The sequence below is a fragment of the Halalkalibaculum sp. DA3122 genome (assembly GCF_043951865.1).
GTDB lineage: Bacteria > Bacteroidota > Rhodothermia > Balneolales > Balneolaceae > JAMQKA01.
In genome coordinates, this window is the sequence record NZ_JBINJF010000013.1 from 1 (window position 1) to 17,466 (window position 17,466).

Here is a 17,466-nt window from a genome sequence, read left to right on the forward strand (position 1 = left end):
ATCATTACAGTCTGTAACAGGCTGCGAAATGGGCCTTTCAGCTGCGTTGAAGGACAAATCACCTGCTCAACGTACCAACGTACGTCTGCGCGGCCTTTTGCCCTTCGCCTTGCTGAAAAACAAATTTCTTGGTGAGAAATCCGGACTAGCCTCCGTCACTTTCCAATGAATAAAAACACCTGGAGTGATTTTGTAACAACTTCAATTCCTGGCTATTTCACCGGCAGATCCATCACTTGTACCACGGTACGCATAACATGAACGTTTCAATTGAAAAAGCGATAGAAATTTTAACAGATGGTCATCCCGTGGCCTTTCCCACTGAAACGGTATATGGGCTAGGCGCAGACGCCTGGAATCCGGATGCGATCCGTCAGGTATTTGATCTGAAGGGCCGCCCCTCCGATAACCCGCTGATTGTCCATATCGCATCCCGCAACCTGGTAGACGACTTTGCGGCTGACATCCCGGATCACGCGACAAAGCTGATGAAGGCCTGTTGGCCGGGACCCCTGACGCTGATTTTCAAGAAAAAGCCGAATGTGTTGGATCTCATCACTGCCGCCCTGGACACCGTAGCGCTCCGTTGGCCGAGCCACGCGCTGGCCCAGGAGCTTATTTTTCGTGCCGGACCGCTGGTTGCGCCGAGCGCCAACAAGTCCGGCAGGCCCAGCCCCACCAAAGCCAGCCACGTAACCGAAGATTTTGGAGATGATCTCCCGGTCATCGACGGGGGAGCAACCCAGATCGGCCTGGAATCGACAGTACTCGATATATCTGAACTGCCTCTTCGCATCTACCGCCCCGGATACATCGACAAGAAAGATATTGAGCGTATAACCGGCCTGGACGTTATTTTAACCCAGGAAGCCGGTAGAGAGCAGGCGACGCGGAGTCCCGGGACCAAATACTCCCATTATGCACCGGAAGCCACTGTTCGCTGGCTCGAAGAGGGAGAGTCACCCGACAAAAAAAATGCGCTGTACCTCGTCCATTCTCTGCAGGCGGAGGAACAACCACATCTGCTTCACTACCATCAGGACTATAAAAAAATGGCGACGGAACTGTATGACCGGTTTCGGCAGGCCGACCACAATCGGCTGGAGGAAGTAGTTGTGGAGCCTTTTGATGCCCAAACCCGGGAACAACACCCGATTACTGAAGCCCTGGTGAACCGTATTTCCAAAGCGATCGGATGATTGGGGCGTTCCTGCCAGATACCTGCCCACGGCTTTTGCTTTCTTATTGCGACAGATTATCATCCCCCGGTAACACTTGCCGGTAGGGAGACTCCCACTTCAAAAAAAATTGAGCTTTCCAGCTGGTTGGCAAACGTTTTCCCGTTGAAAATGCTTCTTTAAGAAAAAAACTAGTCATGCCCTGATCTTCCCGTGTACTAAGGGCCAGGAAAGCAATCATGGATTCAGTATCTGATCAACAATTTTCGGATTGGGCCTCCCGGCTGCGCACGTCGGATGAGACCGCTCTGGATGAGCTATTTGATCAGACGTTTGAGATCTATGTCAGGTATGCGTGGCGGTTTACGAAAGACAAACCATCTGCTGTGGATATCGTGCAAAACAGCTTTATTAAGCTGTGGAACATCCGGGCTGACCTTGATCCTTCGCAATCGCTGAAAACCTATATTTACCGAATGGTCAAAAACAACGCCTTGAATTACCTGCGGGATCACCGGCAGTTCTCTCTTTCAATGGAAGATATTCAGCTGGCTGATCCCGATTCCGAAATTGACGTTCTTCCCGAAGAGTTGCCACTGGCCCGGCACCTGGAGCGGTGGATTGAAGCGCTGCCCCGGCGACAGAAACAGGCGTTTGAGCTGAGCAGGTATGAAGGACTTACGCACGAAGAAATTGCAGAGGTTATGGACGTAGCCCCCAGGACGGTAAACAACCATATTGTGGCCGCCTTGAACACGTTGAAAGGCCAGTATGAGCAATTCAGGGAACAAAGAGAATCACGGTATGAACAATGACAACCACATATCAGAACTACTCAGCTACTGGCTGAAAAAACTGGATCCTGAAGATCGGGCTTCGGTTGAACAGCTCTGGAAAGAGGCGAAAAAAGCCGACAGTGCGGGAAACGTGTCAATCTCCCGGAAAGAGAAAGACGAAGCGCTGGCTCATATTAAAAAAGAACTAAACCTGGCAACAGAACAGGAGGACCGGGAACAAACCTCCTCCGCTTCTCTCTCCCCAACTTCCACCTCTTACCTGAGTTGGAGATGGGCGGCTGCGGCAGTCATCCTTGTCGCGGCGGGCATATCCTACCTGTTTCTGCCCGTCGAGGTGACGGCGCCGTACGGCAGTCAGCAAACCGTGCAACTGCCGGACGACACCCGCGTCAGGCTGAACAGCGGCAGTACGCTGAGCTACAACAGGCTGTACGGCATCACGCACCGCAATACACAACTGGAGGGAGAGGCCTATTTTAACGTACAAAAGGGCAGCCAGACCTTTACCGTGCAGACGTTCAACGCCTCGATAGCGGTACTCGGAACGGAATTCAACCTGCGATCCTGGCCGTCGGAGCCGAATCCGGAGACCAAGGTGGCGCTCGCAGAGGGAAAGCTCTCATTCCAGGCACTTGAAGATGCTGAAAACGCAATTGTTCTCAACCCGGGAGAACAGAGCACGCTGCGCAGGAACGAGCGCAAGCCCGCACGACCTGAAAAAGCTTCCCTTCAGCAGGTCATGGCCTGGACAGAACAGCGATTTATGTTCGAGGACCGCCCGCTTTACCAGATTATTCCCGAACTGGAACGGCGGTTTAATATTACCATTGAGGTAACTGCGCGTGATATTCTTACGGATTCACTCACGATCTACTACTCCAGCCAGGTAGATGCCGAACAGATCATCAGGGATATATGCCTGAGCCAGGGAATTAGCTATCGTGCCATCAACAATGGTTTTGTGATCGAATATCGTTAAAAGAGTACCCATGACCCCCGGAAAAAGACTGACTTTCCTGCTGCTGTTCCTCGCTTTTGCAGCGACAAAAATAACCGCGCAGGATACCGGCCAGACCAAACGGCATACGATGATCTTTCGGGATGTCCCCATAGAACAGGCACTCAAGGAGCTGGTCGAGACCACCGGGATCGACCTCATTTACAACCCCGGTCTTCTCAACGATCAGCAAATTTTCAGTATCTCGAAAGACCAGCTGCCCGAAGATATTCTTTCTGATATTTTGCAGGAAACGAATCTCGATTACATCCTGCTCTCCTCAGGAACTTTTCTGCTCATCAAGTCGCCCAGCACCCCCTCCGAGTTCGGGAGCTTTGCAGGAGCCGTATATGACAAGTCGACCGGAGAACCTCTGGATGGGGCAAATATTTTACTGGCAGACGCTTCCACCGGCACCTCAACCAACGGGGCCGGACGCTTTACCATAGCTCCGCTGCTGACCGGTAAATACGAGGTCACGATCACCTATGTGGGATACAAGGCGGTCCGCGACACTATTTTAGTTCCCGCTCAAACCGACAGTCCCAGCCGCTTTTACCTGGAAGCCCGGCCTGTTTTTGTGGAACCCCTCATTGTCTCCAGTATTCAGCCCCGGCTGCCCTACTACAGTCCGGAAGGCGAAGAGGTGAATAATCTCACCGGCTGGGGATCATACTCGGGCAGTACCGACGCCATCCGGAGTATAAATGCTGTGATGGGGATTAATTTCAGTCTCTCGCTAGCCGACCTTCACCTGCAGGGGGGAGCGGCCGGCGATCACCAGGTGCTGCTGGACGGCGTTCAGGTTTACAATCCCGTAAGCCTGGGGCGCCTGACCGGGGCTTTTAGTCCCTATGCCCTCGAAAAAATTACTATTCACAAAGCAGGCTTCGGGGCCGAAGAGGGCAGCCAGCTATCCGGCATTATTGAGGTCAAGCAGGACCTGGCCGACCACACAGAAAATACAGTCACTCTCCAGGCCGATCCCCTGAATGCAAATGCCAGAGTTGACTTCGCTGCCGATCTTTCTGACGGAACTACGCTGAAGACCATGATCGCAGGTCGGGGTAACTTCTGGCGATGGTATCAAAAGCCGTCGCTCTCGGGTACGCTGGAACAGTGGGACAGGCTCGATCCGCTGCTCATTGAAACTCTGCTTGAAAACCGTTCGGTGGCCTCCAGTTTCAGGCCTCTTTTCCACGATTCTGATATCCGCTTTTACGATTTTCACATGCGGAATCAGCTGCAGTTTAACGCATTCCACACCTCCTCCCTGAGCTTGTACCAGGGAAAAAACTACCTGCAGACCCAGCTCCTGTCCCACAATGACAATACCGAATCGGACGTCCCAGACTTTATGTACACCCGCGACGGGTATCACTGGCTGAATACCATTGGGACGTTCCAGCACGACTGGCTTGCCAGTTCACGACTGAATGCCTCCTTCAGTGCCTCTGTCTCAAGCCACCGCTCTTCTCACCACTTTGCGATGGCCAACAGTGATCAACTGGTTGCCCCTTCAGGTGATATCAATCGGGTTAGAGAGCAGCTTGGCAATCTGGTGGACCGCCAGGGTCACAGCGGAGACCGAAACCGCTTAACCGAAACGACTTTTGAAGCCAACTTTGATTACAGTCTCCACACCGATCATTCGGTGGGATTCGGACTTGAATCCAAAATTGTCGACTACGCCTTCAGTCTCTCCGATCCGTTTTACCACCCCACATCCACGGGCAAGACGCAGCTTATTTTCAGCGGATTTATAGATGACGAGATGGCACTGAGCTACAATACCAACCTGGTAGCCGGTACTCGCTTCACTTATATCCCGGACCACCAGAAAATATTTGCCGAACCGCGGCTCTCCCTGCAGTACGACAAACCGGGGACACCGCTCGGGTATATTTCAGGAAACATATCCACCGGCATTTATCGCCAGTTTGTCAACCAGTTCGATGTAACCAGTGTGGGTCCCAGCGCCATTGTTCCCTCAAACCGGTTCTGGGTACCCGCCGACTATACCACGGATATACCGAAAGCGTACCACATGGGAGCGGAACTGCTTGTGGAGCCGACCGAACACCTTGCGCTACGCTGGGAAACATTCTACAAATGGCAGCCCAACATGCTGGCGCTCAACTATCATGCCCTGCTGAGCACTCCCGAATCCACGACTGATCATTTTGAGGATCAGATCAATTTCATTGTTTCAGGCAAAAGCTACACGTATGGTACAGGATTCAATATTTCACAATTTATCGAGTCCTGGAAAATGGAGGCGATGCTCTCGTACCAGTATACGCTGGCCAGGCGAAAGATTCCAAATCGGTTTGATGGTCGGTTTATGGAATCTCCGTGGAATAACCCGCACAAGCTTATGGGTTCAGTTAACTGGAATATTGCCGGTGGACTTACCACCACGCTCCGCTGGAAAAGTATCTGGGGGCGCTCATGGGCATTCAAGCGGGCTTATTACGATTACCTGACGATACATCAAAATCAAACCGGGTTCGGTTCCCACAGCGTAACCTCCCCTTCTGATGACATCCTGCCCCCCTACCATCAGCTGGATCTGTCGATCAGCTATGGACGCGGCCTGGGCGACCGCAGGATACGGGTGCGGGCAGATTTCATAAACCTGCTGGATCACCACAATACGCTGGAAAAACAGATTGTACCGCAGCCAACAAGCGGCGGAACCGAATACAAAATCCGGGAACGAACGCTCCCGGGCCTGACCCCTTCCCTCAGTATTGAACTTTTCTTTTAGACATCTCCGGCAGGCTCCCAATCTTTTTTGGACTTTTTTTTAAAAAAACTAGTCATGCCTCCGGATCAACCGTGTATGTACGCTGTCAATTAACCCCAATAAAATCAACAAGGTACCTACATGAGTTTTCTAACAACATTATGGTCAAAAGTCGGAGCGTTTCCCCTGCTCCTGTCGGTTGCGCTCGTTTTTAGTCTCACTGCCTGTGGCAGTGACGATGACGACGATGGCAACGGCATGGGACCCGATACGGAAATGAACATCGTGGAACAAGCTGAGTCAAGTGACGACCTGAGCACACTCGTACAGGCAATTTCAGATGCCGGGCTGGCAGGCACGCTCGCATCGGACGGTCCGTTCACCGTGTTTGCTCCCACAAACGCCGCGTTTAATGCCCTCCCGGAAGGCACACTATCCAGCCTTTCTTCAGAACAGCTGGCGGACATCCTGACATTTCATGTCATTCCGGGAGAAATTATGTCTGGCGATCTGCAAGCCCGCCAGACGGTAGAAACCCTTCTGGGAGAAGAACTGCTCATTACTTCTGAGGGCGGTATGGTTACCATAAACGGTAATGCCGTCGTTTCTTCTGCCGATCTGCAGGCCTCCAACGGGGTTATCCATGTGGTGGATGGCGTTCTGTTGCCCAAGGCGTTTCGTGAGCCCAACATTGTGGACACGGCCGAAGATCTGGGCAATTTTACCACGCTCCTGGGTGCCCTCGATCAAACCGACCTGAAGACGACCATTCAGTATGAGGGTCCGTTTACGGTATTTGCCCCGACCGATGACGCGTTTTCAAACCTGCCGGATGGACTGCTGGCCAGCCTCTCGGATGAGGATCTTGCTGAAATTTTGCAATATCACGTGGTTGGCAGCGAAGTTATGTCCGGTGATCTTGCCCCGCAGCAAGCGGTCGCTTCTCTGACCGGTGAAGAACTGTTCATAACCGCTAACGGTGAGGTCAATGTTAACGGAACGGCCACTGTTGCCACCGCAGATGTAGAGGCCAGCAACGGGGTGATCCACGCAGTTGACCAGGTGCTGCTGCCTGATCGCTTCCAGAACATTGTAGAAAACGCCACAAAACGCTACGAGCTCTCAACGCTTGTACAGGCCGTGGTGGATGCGGAACTGGCTGCCACCCTTTCAGATTCTGAATCTGAATTTACCGTCTTTGCCCCGAGCAATGCCGCTTTTGAGGGAGTCGACCTTTCCGGCTTGTCCATGCAAGAACTCGCTGACATCCTGACTTTCCACGTTATTGAAGGCTCAGTCCTCTCCGGGGATCTGGAATCGAGTCAAACAGTTCAAACGGTCCAGGGTGAGGAACTGCTCATAACTGCGGAAGAAGGTTCGGTCACCATCAACGGAAGTGCTGCTGTGACTACAGCCGATATTGAAGGTACAAATGGCGTGATCCATATTATTGACGGGGTATTGCTGCCCTCCGACTACCGCGAACCGAATATTGTGGACCAGGCTGAAAATGCAGGCAGCTTTAGCACACTGGTGGATGCCCTGGATCAAACGGGATTGAAAGCCACCTTGCAGTACCAGGGACCATTTACCGTCTTTGCTCCCACGGATGATGCCTTTACAAACCTGCCGGATGGACTGCTGGCCAGCCTTTCCGAGGAGCAGCTAACAGAGATCCTGCAATATCACGTCGTGTCCGCAGATATTATGTCTGGTGACCTGGATACCCAGCAAGCCGTGGCCACTTTGACCGGTGAAGATATCTTTGTCACTGCAAATGGCGAAGTAAATGTAAATGCAACAGCCTCGGTAGTAAATGCTGATATAGAGGCTGCAAACGGGGTCATTCATGCCATTAACCAGGTGCTGCTGCCCAATAAATTCATATCAGTCGCCGGCATCGTTGGCAAGCGATATGATCTGAGTACGCTTGCGGGCGCTGTAGCCGATGCAGACCTGGTTTCCGTGCTGTCAGATACCGAGTCGGAATTTACCGTCTTCGCCCCTACCAATGAGGCGTTTGAAGGAGTGGACCTATCCGGCCTGAGCCAGCAGGAGCTCGCCGATATTCTCACTTACCACGTACTCGGCTCCGCGGTACTGTCCGGTGACTTGAGTGACGGGCAAACCGCTACCACTGTCAACGGTGCAGATATAACGATTTCCATCGACAACGACGGAACCGTAAGTATAAATGGCGATGCTGCCATTGTTCAAACCGTCGACCTGGAAGGAACCAACGGTGTTGTACATATCATCGATGGAGTTCTATCCCCTCCATCGGAGTAGGTGCAATCTGATGACATCCTACAAGAGGCCTTCCCGTGAAAAGGAAGGCCTTTTATTTTTGCCTCCCTAATTATCGTGAGTTCTAACTTCCAGCTTTAACATTGTTTGCTGATTTCTCGGGGCAGGCCTTTAATATCCCCTCCAGGGGCGCGCCGCCGAAGGCGGGTGGGGTGTTCTTCTCTATCTCAGACCTGCACCTCCCGACCTAATCGCAAAACTACGCGATTGGTACATCCTTTCAAGGAGGGACTGTTTTCTTGCCGTCTCAAGACAAACAGGCATTCTGGTTACGATCATTATACAGAACTCAGGTTAGTTAATAACATCCTGCGCCAGGGTTGATCATGTTTGCGTGTTGCAGGATCCGGCTGAAAATACTAGTTTTGTGCCCGGCAATAGGCATTGACAACACGAGTATTTTTAAAGGATGGATGACTCTGGATTCAGGCATCTCTCCGGGGCAGGTCGTTCCACTGACTGTTTAGAACGGCAATGCTGTACCTGTGATATGGTGTTCCTGCCCGATTCAAAACACTAATGCAACAAGAAACAAAAGAAGTACACAGCACCTATGAAAAACATTCTAAAGCTCGACAATAAAGATTTCCGCGGCTATTGGGTCCGTATTCAACGAGATCACCGCCGGTTCAGCAAGCGCTTTAGAAGAAGAGATTATGACAGCTGGGAGGAGGCCCGGCAGGCCGCTATTGAATACCGGGATGAATGGCTGAGGGAATGGAATGAAATTGCGCGAAATCCAGACCAAAAAATCCAGTATCAAAACAGTGTTACCGGCGAAATCGGCATCCACAAGACCACCAAGCGGGGAGTCGTATATCTTGGCATTAGCTACATCAATGAGGAAGGGGAACAGAAGATAAAGAGCTTCCGTGCCGGTATTCCTGATGAAGACAATTACGAAGAAAACTATGAAAAGGCGATGGAGAAGGCGAAAGAATTTCGCGACAAGGTAAACATGAAACGATTTGGTGTACGCTGGGTAAACTACAAGCGAAGAAAACAAAAAATGAAGGAAAACTCCTGACCCCTTTTTATTCTCGCCGAGTTCACGCGCATCGCCAGGCTTCACTTTTACCGCCAGGCTCCCAGGTTTAAGGAATGAGCGCTTTGCAATATCCTCAATTCCTCGTTCTGGGGGGAGTTGTACTCCCGCTTGACACCCAGTAGTACAACAACCTCCCAACAACATAGAAGGTCCTGCAAAGGTCCCAGGATCAAAATGTTGTAAAGGTCTGGTCCGGCTCCAGGCCGATGATGCTCTCCACCATCAGGTCGACAAGGGCATCCACATCACTCATCGAAGTCGTCTCCACGGGAGAATGCATATAGCGCAGCGGGAGCGATACCAGGGCACTGGGTATCCCCGTTTTTTGATAAAAAATACTGTCGGTGTCGGTGCCGGTACGCACGCTGTTGGCCTCGTGCTGCACTTCGAAATCCAGCTCTTCAGCCACCTGTTCAAGGAATTCCACCACTTTGGGATGGTTGGCCCCGCCATGCTGCAGGACGGGACCTTTACCCAGCTTGATCAATCCATGCTCTTTGTTGTTTATACCGGGAGAATCGGTGGCGTGGGTTACGTCGGTCACCAGGGCCATGTCGGGATGGTGGCGAAAACTCATCATGCGGGCCCCGTAGCCTCCGACCTCTTCCTGGACCGAGTTGAGGGCCAGCACGTTCACCCTGAGTTCATCTCGCCGCTCGTTCAGCTTTTTAACCGCCTGGGCAATCATATATCCGCCGATACGATTGTCGAGTGCGCGCCCGGTCAGTATCTGGTCCGATAGAAATTCAAAATCATCAGCATACGTTACCGGGTCACCGACCTGCACCATCTTGAGCGCTTCCTCTTTGCTGGAGGCCCCGATATCTACATAAATATCTTTCCACGCCGGCTGGTCACCCCCGCCGTTTTTCTTGTCCTGCAGGTGGATTGCGGTATTACCGACAACCCCGGCAACAATCCCATCTTTTGTGTGGATGAACACCCGTTTGGCACGGGCGATGGTAGAATCACTGCCTCCCAGCTTATTCAGATAAATAAAGCCGTCATCGGTGATATACTGCACTATCATGCCGATCTCGTCGCAGTGTGCCTCCAGCATTACCGTAATGACATCGAAACTGGTATTCAGCCTGGCGACGGCCGACCCGTAGGCATCTGTTTCCACCTCATCGGCATATGTCTCCACATAGTCGATCCAAACTTTTTGCCCGGCCGACTCAAACCCGGTGGGACTTGGGGTGACCAGCAATTCTTCCAAAAAATCATATTCAGGACTGTCGTACATAAAACTGAACTTGCGTTAATATTCTTGCGTGTGGGATATCGTCTAAAACCACTTCCATAAACCATGAATATAATAATTCAACACAGACTGGCTAAATTAGTTTTGGCCGATTCCAGTTTTGATTTCAGATTGCAAGATCGCATTTTCAAAGTCTCCATTTGAGTATAATTCAAACGACATGATACGACCCGAACACCACCCGGCCCTCTTTCCTCACTGGATCACAATACCCGTCAGGTTTAGAGACCTTGACCCGTTAAATCACGTTAACAATGCCATTTTCAGCACCTATTACGAGGAGGCGCGTATCCACTTTATCCGCCAGGTACCGGTCCTTTCCAAAAAAATAGAATCCGGGTACAGCTTTGTGCTGGCCAGCCTCCATATTGATTTTATTAAACCGGCCGAGTACCCGGGCGATCTGCTGATCGGTTCAGGCATCAAAAGTATCGGCAACACCAGCATTACCAGCTTCCAGGCCATTTATGATGCAGAAAACCACGCGCTGCTTTCCGTGGCTGAGGCCTCGGGTGTTTGGTTTAACCTGGAGACAAAACGCCCGACCCGCATTCCCGACATTGGAGACAGCGATAAATTTGTGCTTAACGAGACGCTGTTTGAGTGATTTTTTTGCACCATCCTGATACCCGTTTTCTCCTCTCTCTTCTTTTTTCCAGAGAAGCCGGGCGGAGAGCTGGAAAAAATGGAACGCCCAAACATATTTTTTACCATTTCCCTGTAGGTCATACAAAACTGTTATTCCCAGAGGCCTTTGTAAAACCTTCTGTTTTGTTGGGATTCACAGAGCATCAAATAATCTTTAAAGCTCTGTCTATTACGGGAAAACTTTAGGGAGAAACAACTATGTACTATATTCCAAGCTTCTGCAAACGAGGCAGAGGTCCCCGACAGACGAGAGGGATCGGGCCCCTTGGCGCACGTAATTGCAATATTTTCAAAACAGCTGTACATAATGGACAAGAGCACCCAGTATAAAATATTCAACGACCCGATCCACGGCTTTATCTCCATTCCAAAAGGTACCATCCTGAGGCTGATTGACCATCCCTGGGTGCAGCGGCTGCGACGCATCAAGCAGATGGGACTCGGGTATCTCGTGTTCCCCGCCGCCGAACACTCACGTTTCTCTCATGCCATCGGGGCGATGGAGCTGGCCCAGCGCATCCTCAATAACCTGCGGGAAAAAGATACCACGATAAGTCCCGCCGAATATGAGGGCACCCTGATTGCAGTACTGCTGCACGATGTGGGGCACGGCCCCCTCTCCCACACGCTGGAGCACAACCTGATCAGGGAAGACTTTCACCATGAAATGATGACCCTGGCGATCATGAGAGAGCTCAACAAGCAGCTGGAGGGGACGCTGGACACGGCCATTAAAATATTTACCGATCAATACCCCAAAAAACCGTTTTTAAACCAGCTTATTTCATCTCAGCTGGATATTGACCGGCTCGACTACCTGAAGCGGGACAGCTTTTTTACCGGGGTTTACGAGGGATCGGTGGGGATAGAGCGGATTCTAAAAACCATGCGGGTCCACAAGGGCAACATCGTAATTGAGAAGAAGGGAATTTATGCCATTGAAAACTACATCCTGGCCCGGCGGTTGATGTACATGCAGGTGTACCTGCACAAAACAGTGCTGGCGGCCGACAAGCTGCTGCGAAATATCTTTACCCGTGTTCACCACCTCATCGACCGTGACCACGAGCTTTACTACCCCTCTCCTGCTCTAAAATTTTTCCTGGAGCAGCAGCCGAGCGCACACAAGGGAATCTCAAAAACGATGATCGAGCACTTCATCGATCTGGATGACAACGATGTCTTTATGAGTATCAAATACTGGCAAAAATCTGATGATCCGATCCTGGCCGATCTGTGCAGGCGGTTCCAGGCACGCACCCTGTTCAGAACCACCTTCCTGAAAAAAAATAAAAGTAAAAGGCTGCACCGCCAGGTACGGGCCAAAACAAGGGATTACCTTAAGTCAAAGGGGTTACCGCACGATGAACACGCCGCATCCTACTACTACTCATTTGATGAGAGCTACAGCGAGGCATACCGCTACGAAAGCGAAGGAATATGGATCCTGGAAGAGAAAGACAAGGCAGTGGAATTCTCCAAGGCCGCTGACACCAAAAATATTATCGCCCTTACCCAGCCCGTCGTAAAACCCTATGTCGTACACCTGAAAGCATTCGATGTGGAACAATAATCCCATCCCGGCCACAACTCACAACCCAGGACCCACGACTCACGACCAAAGAACACATCCCGTTAAAACTCGGCATACCCGGGTTCAAGCTCTCCCCTCCGCAACTCATTTACGAGCCGGTGGGCCGCACGCGTAGTTTCCGGCAGCTTGTATTTGGTGAGCGCTTTTCCCACGATGCGGAGAGTATCCTCAAAATCGACCTTGTGTCCCGGGGAGATAAAAATCGGATTCACATCGGTCCGGCTGCGCAGCACCATCCCGATCTTTTCTTCTCCCTCCGTCAGATACGAATAGCTTCCTTTTTGAGTCGCTGGTTCGTCGTAGGTGCCGGTTAACACATTTTTCGCACATCCTATCGCGGGGTGATCGGTTAGTATCCCGAAGTGCGTGGCAATGCCCATCCTCCTCGGATGAGCGATGCCGTGACCATCCATGATCAGCACCTCCGGCTTGACCCGACACTGTTTCCATGCCTCCAACAAGGCTGGCAGCTCACGGAAAGCCAGCAGACCCGGGATATAGGGAAAGCTTATGTTGGTCGTAATGAGTGACCGGGCCCGTATATTAAGATCCGGTATCGACAATACCACAATTCCGGCGTGAACCGTATCCGATCCCCGGTTAAAGGAGATATCGGCCCCACCCACCGTACGAACTTCCCCTTTGTGGGGACTCAACTCAATTCGATCGCCAAGCTGATGCTGAATTTGGATCGCCTCACTGGGTGTGATATTTTCGTAATCGGTTGTTCCGGGTGAAACCATGTTGTATCGGTCAAAAAATTTGCTTAACTGATGATATCGGGGCGGCCTCCAACTTGAATTGTTTATAATCATGCTCAATAATTTTTTCAAGCTGAGTCAGCATAATACCACGATTCGCCGGGAGATCGTAGCCGGGTTTACGACCTTCCTGACGATGGCCTACATCATTGCCGTGAATCCGAATATACTGGCGGAGGCGGGAATGGACAAAGGAGCCCTTATTACCGTAACTGCTCTGACGGCCTGTGTCGGTACGCTGCTGATGGGCCTGTGGATCAACGTACCGCTGGCGATGGCCCCGGGCATGGGCCTCAACGCTTTTTTTGCCTACACGCTGGTAGTGGGAGAAGGACTCAGCTGGCAGACCGCGCTGGGGGTTGTATTTATCTCCGGCATCGCCTTCCTGGTGCTTGCCGCTTTCGGCTTCCGTGAAAAAATTGTCAATTCCATTCCCCGCTCACTCAGGCTGGCGATTCCAGGCGGAATCGGGCTTTTTATCACATTTATCGGCCTGCAGAACATGGGACTGGTCGTACAGAGTGATTCCACCCTCGTCACCCTCGGAACCTTCGGTCCCCCGGTGCTGCTGGGACTAACCGGCCTGCTAGTCACCCTGATCCTGGAAGCGCGCAAGTGGCGCGGCTCTATCCTGACCGGCATTGTCGTTACCACGGGGCTGGGAATCCTGGTACAGGAAATAGAGATGCCCGCGGCCATCATTTCCATGCCTCCATCGATAGCTCCCACCGCCTTTGAACTCGATATTGCCGGGGCTCTCCGATGGGGACTATTTGGTGCCATCTTCTCCTTTATGTTTGTAGATCTGTTCGACTCGGTCGGCACTATCGTTGCCTGCTCCTACGAGGCAGACCTCGTGGAAGAAGACGGCAGCATCAAGAACATCAGCAAAATGCTTGGGGCCGATGCCATCGCTACCTCGATTGGCGCCCTGCTGGGCACCAGCACTACGACCACCTATGTGGAATCGGCCTCCGGCATTGAAGAAGGGGGACGCACGGGACTTACGGCGGTCACCGTCGCCCTGCTTTTCCTGGCCGCCCTTTTCTTCGCTCCGGTTATAGCCGTAATACCGGGTTATGCCACTGCTCCCGCGTTGATCATCGTGGGATTGTTTATGTTCAGGAACCTGCGGGAGATCCAGTTTGAGAACCTGGAAGACCTCGTTCCCGCTTTCATGACCATCAGCCTGATGCCGCTGACCTACAGCATCAGCATGGGACTTACCTTCGGCTTTATTTCATTCATCCTGATTAAGCTTGTCACCGGCCGTGCAAAAGAGATCGCCCCGGTGATGTGGATCATCGGGATCTTTTCAGTTCTGAATATCTTTCTCACCATGTAACATTTTTGATATGGATTCAACCCAATTTCGCAAGGAAGCACACAAGCTGGCAGACTGGATGGCCGACTATTTTGAGCAGGTCGAAGACTACCCCGTAAAACCGGAGGTCCAGCCCGGTGACATAATACAACAGCTGCCCGAATCTCCTCCCGACAGCGGCGAATCTTTCGATAAAATCTTTAAAGACTTTCAACAGGTCATCATGCCGGGAATGACACACTGGGAGAGTCCCAGCTTCATGGGATACTTCCCCGCCAATAAAAGCTACCCGTCCGTGCTGGCGGAGATGCTGACCGCAACGCTCGGTGCCCAGTGCATGAGCTGGGTGACCTCCCCCGCCGCCACGGAACTGGAGGAGCGCGTAATGGAATGGCTGCGTGACATGATCGGGTTGCCTGCCCATTTTTCCGGGGTTATCCAGGATACCGCTTCCACCTCTACCCTGGCCGCACTTTTGATGGCCCGCGAACAGGCCACTGATTTTGAAGTTAATAAGGCGGGATTTTCCTCCCGCCGCCCCCTGGCCGTGTACTGCTCTTCCGAGACACATTCCTCCATAGAAAAGGATGTGAAAATCGCCGGTTTCGGGCACAAGTATTTACGGAAGATTCCGGTCAACAGCGATTTTTCGATAAATATCCAAGCCCTGGAAAAAAAGATCCAGGCTGACCTGAAGCAGGGCATTGAACCTACATGCGTGGTAGCAACATTGGGCACCACCGGATCCACGGCTGTCGATTCGCTACCGGAGATTGCCGACATTTGCAGGCGGTACGACATCTTTCTCCATGTAGATGCCGCCTATGCCGGAACTGCCCTGCTGCTACCCGAGCACCGGACCATGATTGAGGGGATAGAGCAGGTAAATTCATTCGTCTTTAATCCCCACAAATGGATGTTTACCAATTTCGACTGCTCTGCGTTCTTTGTACGAGACCAGTCCCTGCTGGTGCGAACATTTGAAATCATGCCGGAATACCTGAAAACGGCAGAGGATAAGCGGGTCAGGAATTATCGCGACTGGGGCATTCAGCTTGGCCGTCGGTTTCGAGCGCTCAAACTCTGGTTTGTCATCCGCGATTTCGGGGTAAAGGGACTGCAGGAAAAAATTCGTTTGCATATCAAGCTGGCGCAGGATCTGGAACAGGCCATCCGGCAGGCGCCCAATTTTGAACTGCTGGCTCCGGTGCCGTTTAACCTCCTCTGTTTCCGCTACCATCCGGCCCATCTTTCCGATGAAAAAAAATTAAACCGACTAAACAAAACACTCTTGGAACAAATAAATAAGACCGGAGAGCTCTTTATCACCCATACAAAACTCAGCGGGCGATATACCCTCCGCATGGTGATAGGAAATACTCACGTGGAACAGCGACATGTGGAACAGGCCTGGAATGTAATATCTGAACAGGCGGCAAAACTTCGTGAATAGCCCGCACATCCGCTCATTTTTTCTTACATATACCGGATATTGTCAAGAGGGTTTTACACAAGTATTTTTAATTGTCAACCCTGTTTTTTTTGCACGAATTTAAAATGTGTATTCACAGGGCATCAGCTCTTTTTCGAATTCGCTCTTGCCAGGTCTGCGGAAAAATCCCCGGCTTTTAAAATGGCTCTTGGAATTCGCCAGTATTGCTTATCTTTATAGAGCTCATTTCGATCAATGTATTTATAAAGTGATGCCAGAATATGGATAATGAAGCTCCCATTTACGACAACCACGGCCGGCCCATCACCTACCTGCGCCTCTCTGTGACCGACCGGTGCAACCTGCGGTGCAAATACTGCATGCCGGCTGCAGGCATCAATTTCCTGCCGAGAGAGGAGATCCTTAGTTATGAGGAGCTGGAACGCATTGTCAGGATCCTTGTCGATTTGGGCATATCGAAAGTGCGTATCACGGGGGGCGAGCCTTTTGTCCGAAATGATCTGATCGACTTCCTGGAGCAGATCAGCCGGCTGGAGGGACTCGAAAAGATTGCACTGACCACCAACGGAACGCTGCTGGCGCCCCACATCCCAACACTGGAGGAGCTTGGTATCAGCTCCATCAACCTCAGCCTGGACAGCCTGGACCGGAAACGGTTTGAAGAGATTACGCGACGCGACCAGTTTAAGAAGGTGATGGAAACGTTTCACCTGCTGACCGAAAGCTCGATCCCGTTCAAGATCAACGCCGTGGTGATGGAGAATCAGAACACCGAAGATATCATCCCCCTGGCCGAGTTGACACGCGACTACGCGGTATCTGTTCGCTTTATCGAGGAGATGCCGTTCAACGGGGAAGGCGGAAATGACTCAGTGTTAACCTGGACACATGATAAAATTCTTGACCACCTAAAAGATTATTACCCCGATCTGGAGCAGATGCAAGCCGGTCCCCATTCCACTTCCACCAATTACAAGGTACCGGGTTACCGGGGGAAGCTGGGTATCATCGCCGCCTTTAGCCGCACGTTCTGCGGCACCTGCAACCGAATAAGAATTGATGCCCAGGGAACGCTGAAAACCTGTTTGTATGACAGCGGCGTGCTCAGTATCAAAAAATTTATCCGTGACGGGGCCACTGATGCGGAAATCATCAAGCTCTTCCGGCATACTTTTGCAAACCGGGCGAAGGATGGTTTTGAGGCGGAGCAACGCAGGAAAGAAAATCATAATCCCATCCGTGAATCGATGTCGCTAATCGGTGGATAGAAGGATGAAAACGGCTGCCAACAACTTTCTGCCTGGGTACATCTCGCATATTTTCAACAAGGTGCTGAAAACCTGGAT

At 51.6% G+C, this 17,466-nt stretch carries 13 protein-coding genes; 11 read left to right on the forward strand and 2 right to left on the reverse strand.

Features of this window, described 5'->3' with window-relative positions; translation table 11 throughout:
- The first annotated feature begins 257 nt into the window (after positions 1-257).
- The 6 genes from ACG2F4_RS10280 (at position 258) to ACG2F4_RS10305 (ending at position 9,055) form a co-directional block, all read left to right on the forward strand.
- The gene (locus tag ACG2F4_RS10280; RefSeq protein ID WP_395260424.1) at positions 258-1,199 is read left to right on the forward strand and encodes an L-threonylcarbamoyladenylate synthase; all 942 of its coding nucleotides are present in this window, start codon (positions 258-260) and stop codon (positions 1,197-1,199) included.
- Positions 1,200-1,417: 218 nt separating this feature from the next.
- Positions 1,418-1,993: an RNA polymerase sigma-70 factor gene (locus ACG2F4_RS10285; protein ID WP_395260426.1), complete on the forward strand. Its 576-nt coding sequence runs from the start codon at positions 1,418-1,420 to the stop codon at positions 1,991-1,993.
- Entirely contained in the window at positions 1,983-2,954 is a 972-nt protein-coding gene (locus ACG2F4_RS10290) for a FecR family protein (RefSeq protein WP_395260428.1), read from the forward strand. Before ACG2F4_RS10285 ends, ACG2F4_RS10290 begins: the two co-directional genes overlap by 11 nt.
- A gap of 10 nt (positions 2,955-2,964) precedes the next feature.
- Positions 2,965-5,742, forward strand: coding sequence for a carboxypeptidase-like regulatory domain-containing protein (locus ACG2F4_RS10295; protein WP_395260430.1), 2,778 nt, complete (start codon positions 2,965-2,967; stop codon positions 5,740-5,742).
- Positions 5,743-5,862: 120 nt separating this feature from the next.
- Positions 5,863-8,010: a fasciclin domain-containing protein gene (locus tag ACG2F4_RS10300; RefSeq protein WP_395260433.1), complete on the forward strand. Its 2,148-nt coding sequence runs from the start codon at positions 5,863-5,865 to the stop codon at positions 8,008-8,010.
- Between the two features lie 571 nt (positions 8,011-8,581).
- On the forward strand, positions 8,582-9,055 hold the full coding sequence (locus tag ACG2F4_RS10305) for a hypothetical protein (protein ID WP_395260435.1): 474 nt from the start codon (positions 8,582-8,584) through the stop codon (positions 9,053-9,055).
- Positions 9,056-9,245: 190 nt separating this feature from the next.
- Here ACG2F4_RS10305 and ACG2F4_RS10310 read toward each other — a convergent pair whose 3' ends face one another.
- Entirely contained in the window at positions 9,246-10,322 is a 1,077-nt protein-coding gene (locus tag ACG2F4_RS10310; RefSeq protein WP_395260437.1) for a M42 family metallopeptidase, read from the reverse strand.
- A gap of 178 nt (positions 10,323-10,500) precedes the next feature.
- On the opposite strand from ACG2F4_RS10310, the gene ACG2F4_RS10315 reads away from it, so the two are divergent.
- Together ACG2F4_RS10315 and ACG2F4_RS10320 are read left to right on the forward strand one after the other, a co-directional pair.
- Complete coding sequence (locus ACG2F4_RS10315; protein ID WP_395260440.1) at positions 10,501-10,947, forward strand: acyl-CoA thioesterase; 447 nt, start codon at positions 10,501-10,503, stop codon at positions 10,945-10,947.
- Between the two features lie 348 nt (positions 10,948-11,295).
- On the forward strand, positions 11,296-12,561 hold the full coding sequence (locus ACG2F4_RS10320; protein ID WP_395260442.1) for an HD domain-containing protein: 1,266 nt from the start codon (positions 11,296-11,298) through the stop codon (positions 12,559-12,561).
- A 62-nt stretch (positions 12,562-12,623) separates the two neighbouring features.
- Here the strand turns inward: ACG2F4_RS10320 and nfi are convergent, their stop codons facing one another.
- On the reverse strand, positions 12,624-13,325 hold the full coding sequence (gene nfi / locus ACG2F4_RS10325; protein WP_395260445.1) for a deoxyribonuclease V: 702 nt from the start codon (positions 13,323-13,325) through the stop codon (positions 12,624-12,626).
- Between the two features lie 64 nt (positions 13,326-13,389).
- Between nfi and ACG2F4_RS10330 the strand changes: the two genes are divergently transcribed.
- The 3 genes from ACG2F4_RS10330 (at position 13,390) to moaA (ending at position 17,388) form a co-directional block, all read left to right on the forward strand.
- Positions 13,390-14,688: an NCS2 family permease gene (locus ACG2F4_RS10330; protein ID WP_395260577.1), complete on the forward strand. Its 1,299-nt coding sequence runs from the start codon at positions 13,390-13,392 to the stop codon at positions 14,686-14,688.
- 10 nt (positions 14,689-14,698) lie between these two features.
- Positions 14,699-16,120, forward strand: a complete 1,422-nt coding sequence (locus tag ACG2F4_RS10335) for a pyridoxal phosphate-dependent decarboxylase family protein (RefSeq protein WP_395260448.1) — start codon at positions 14,699-14,701, stop codon at positions 16,118-16,120.
- A 260-nt stretch (positions 16,121-16,380) separates the two neighbouring features.
- Entirely contained in the window at positions 16,381-17,388 is a 1,008-nt protein-coding gene (gene moaA / locus ACG2F4_RS10340; protein WP_395260451.1) for a GTP 3',8-cyclase MoaA, read from the forward strand.
- Positions 17,389-17,466: the final 78 nt, after the last annotated feature.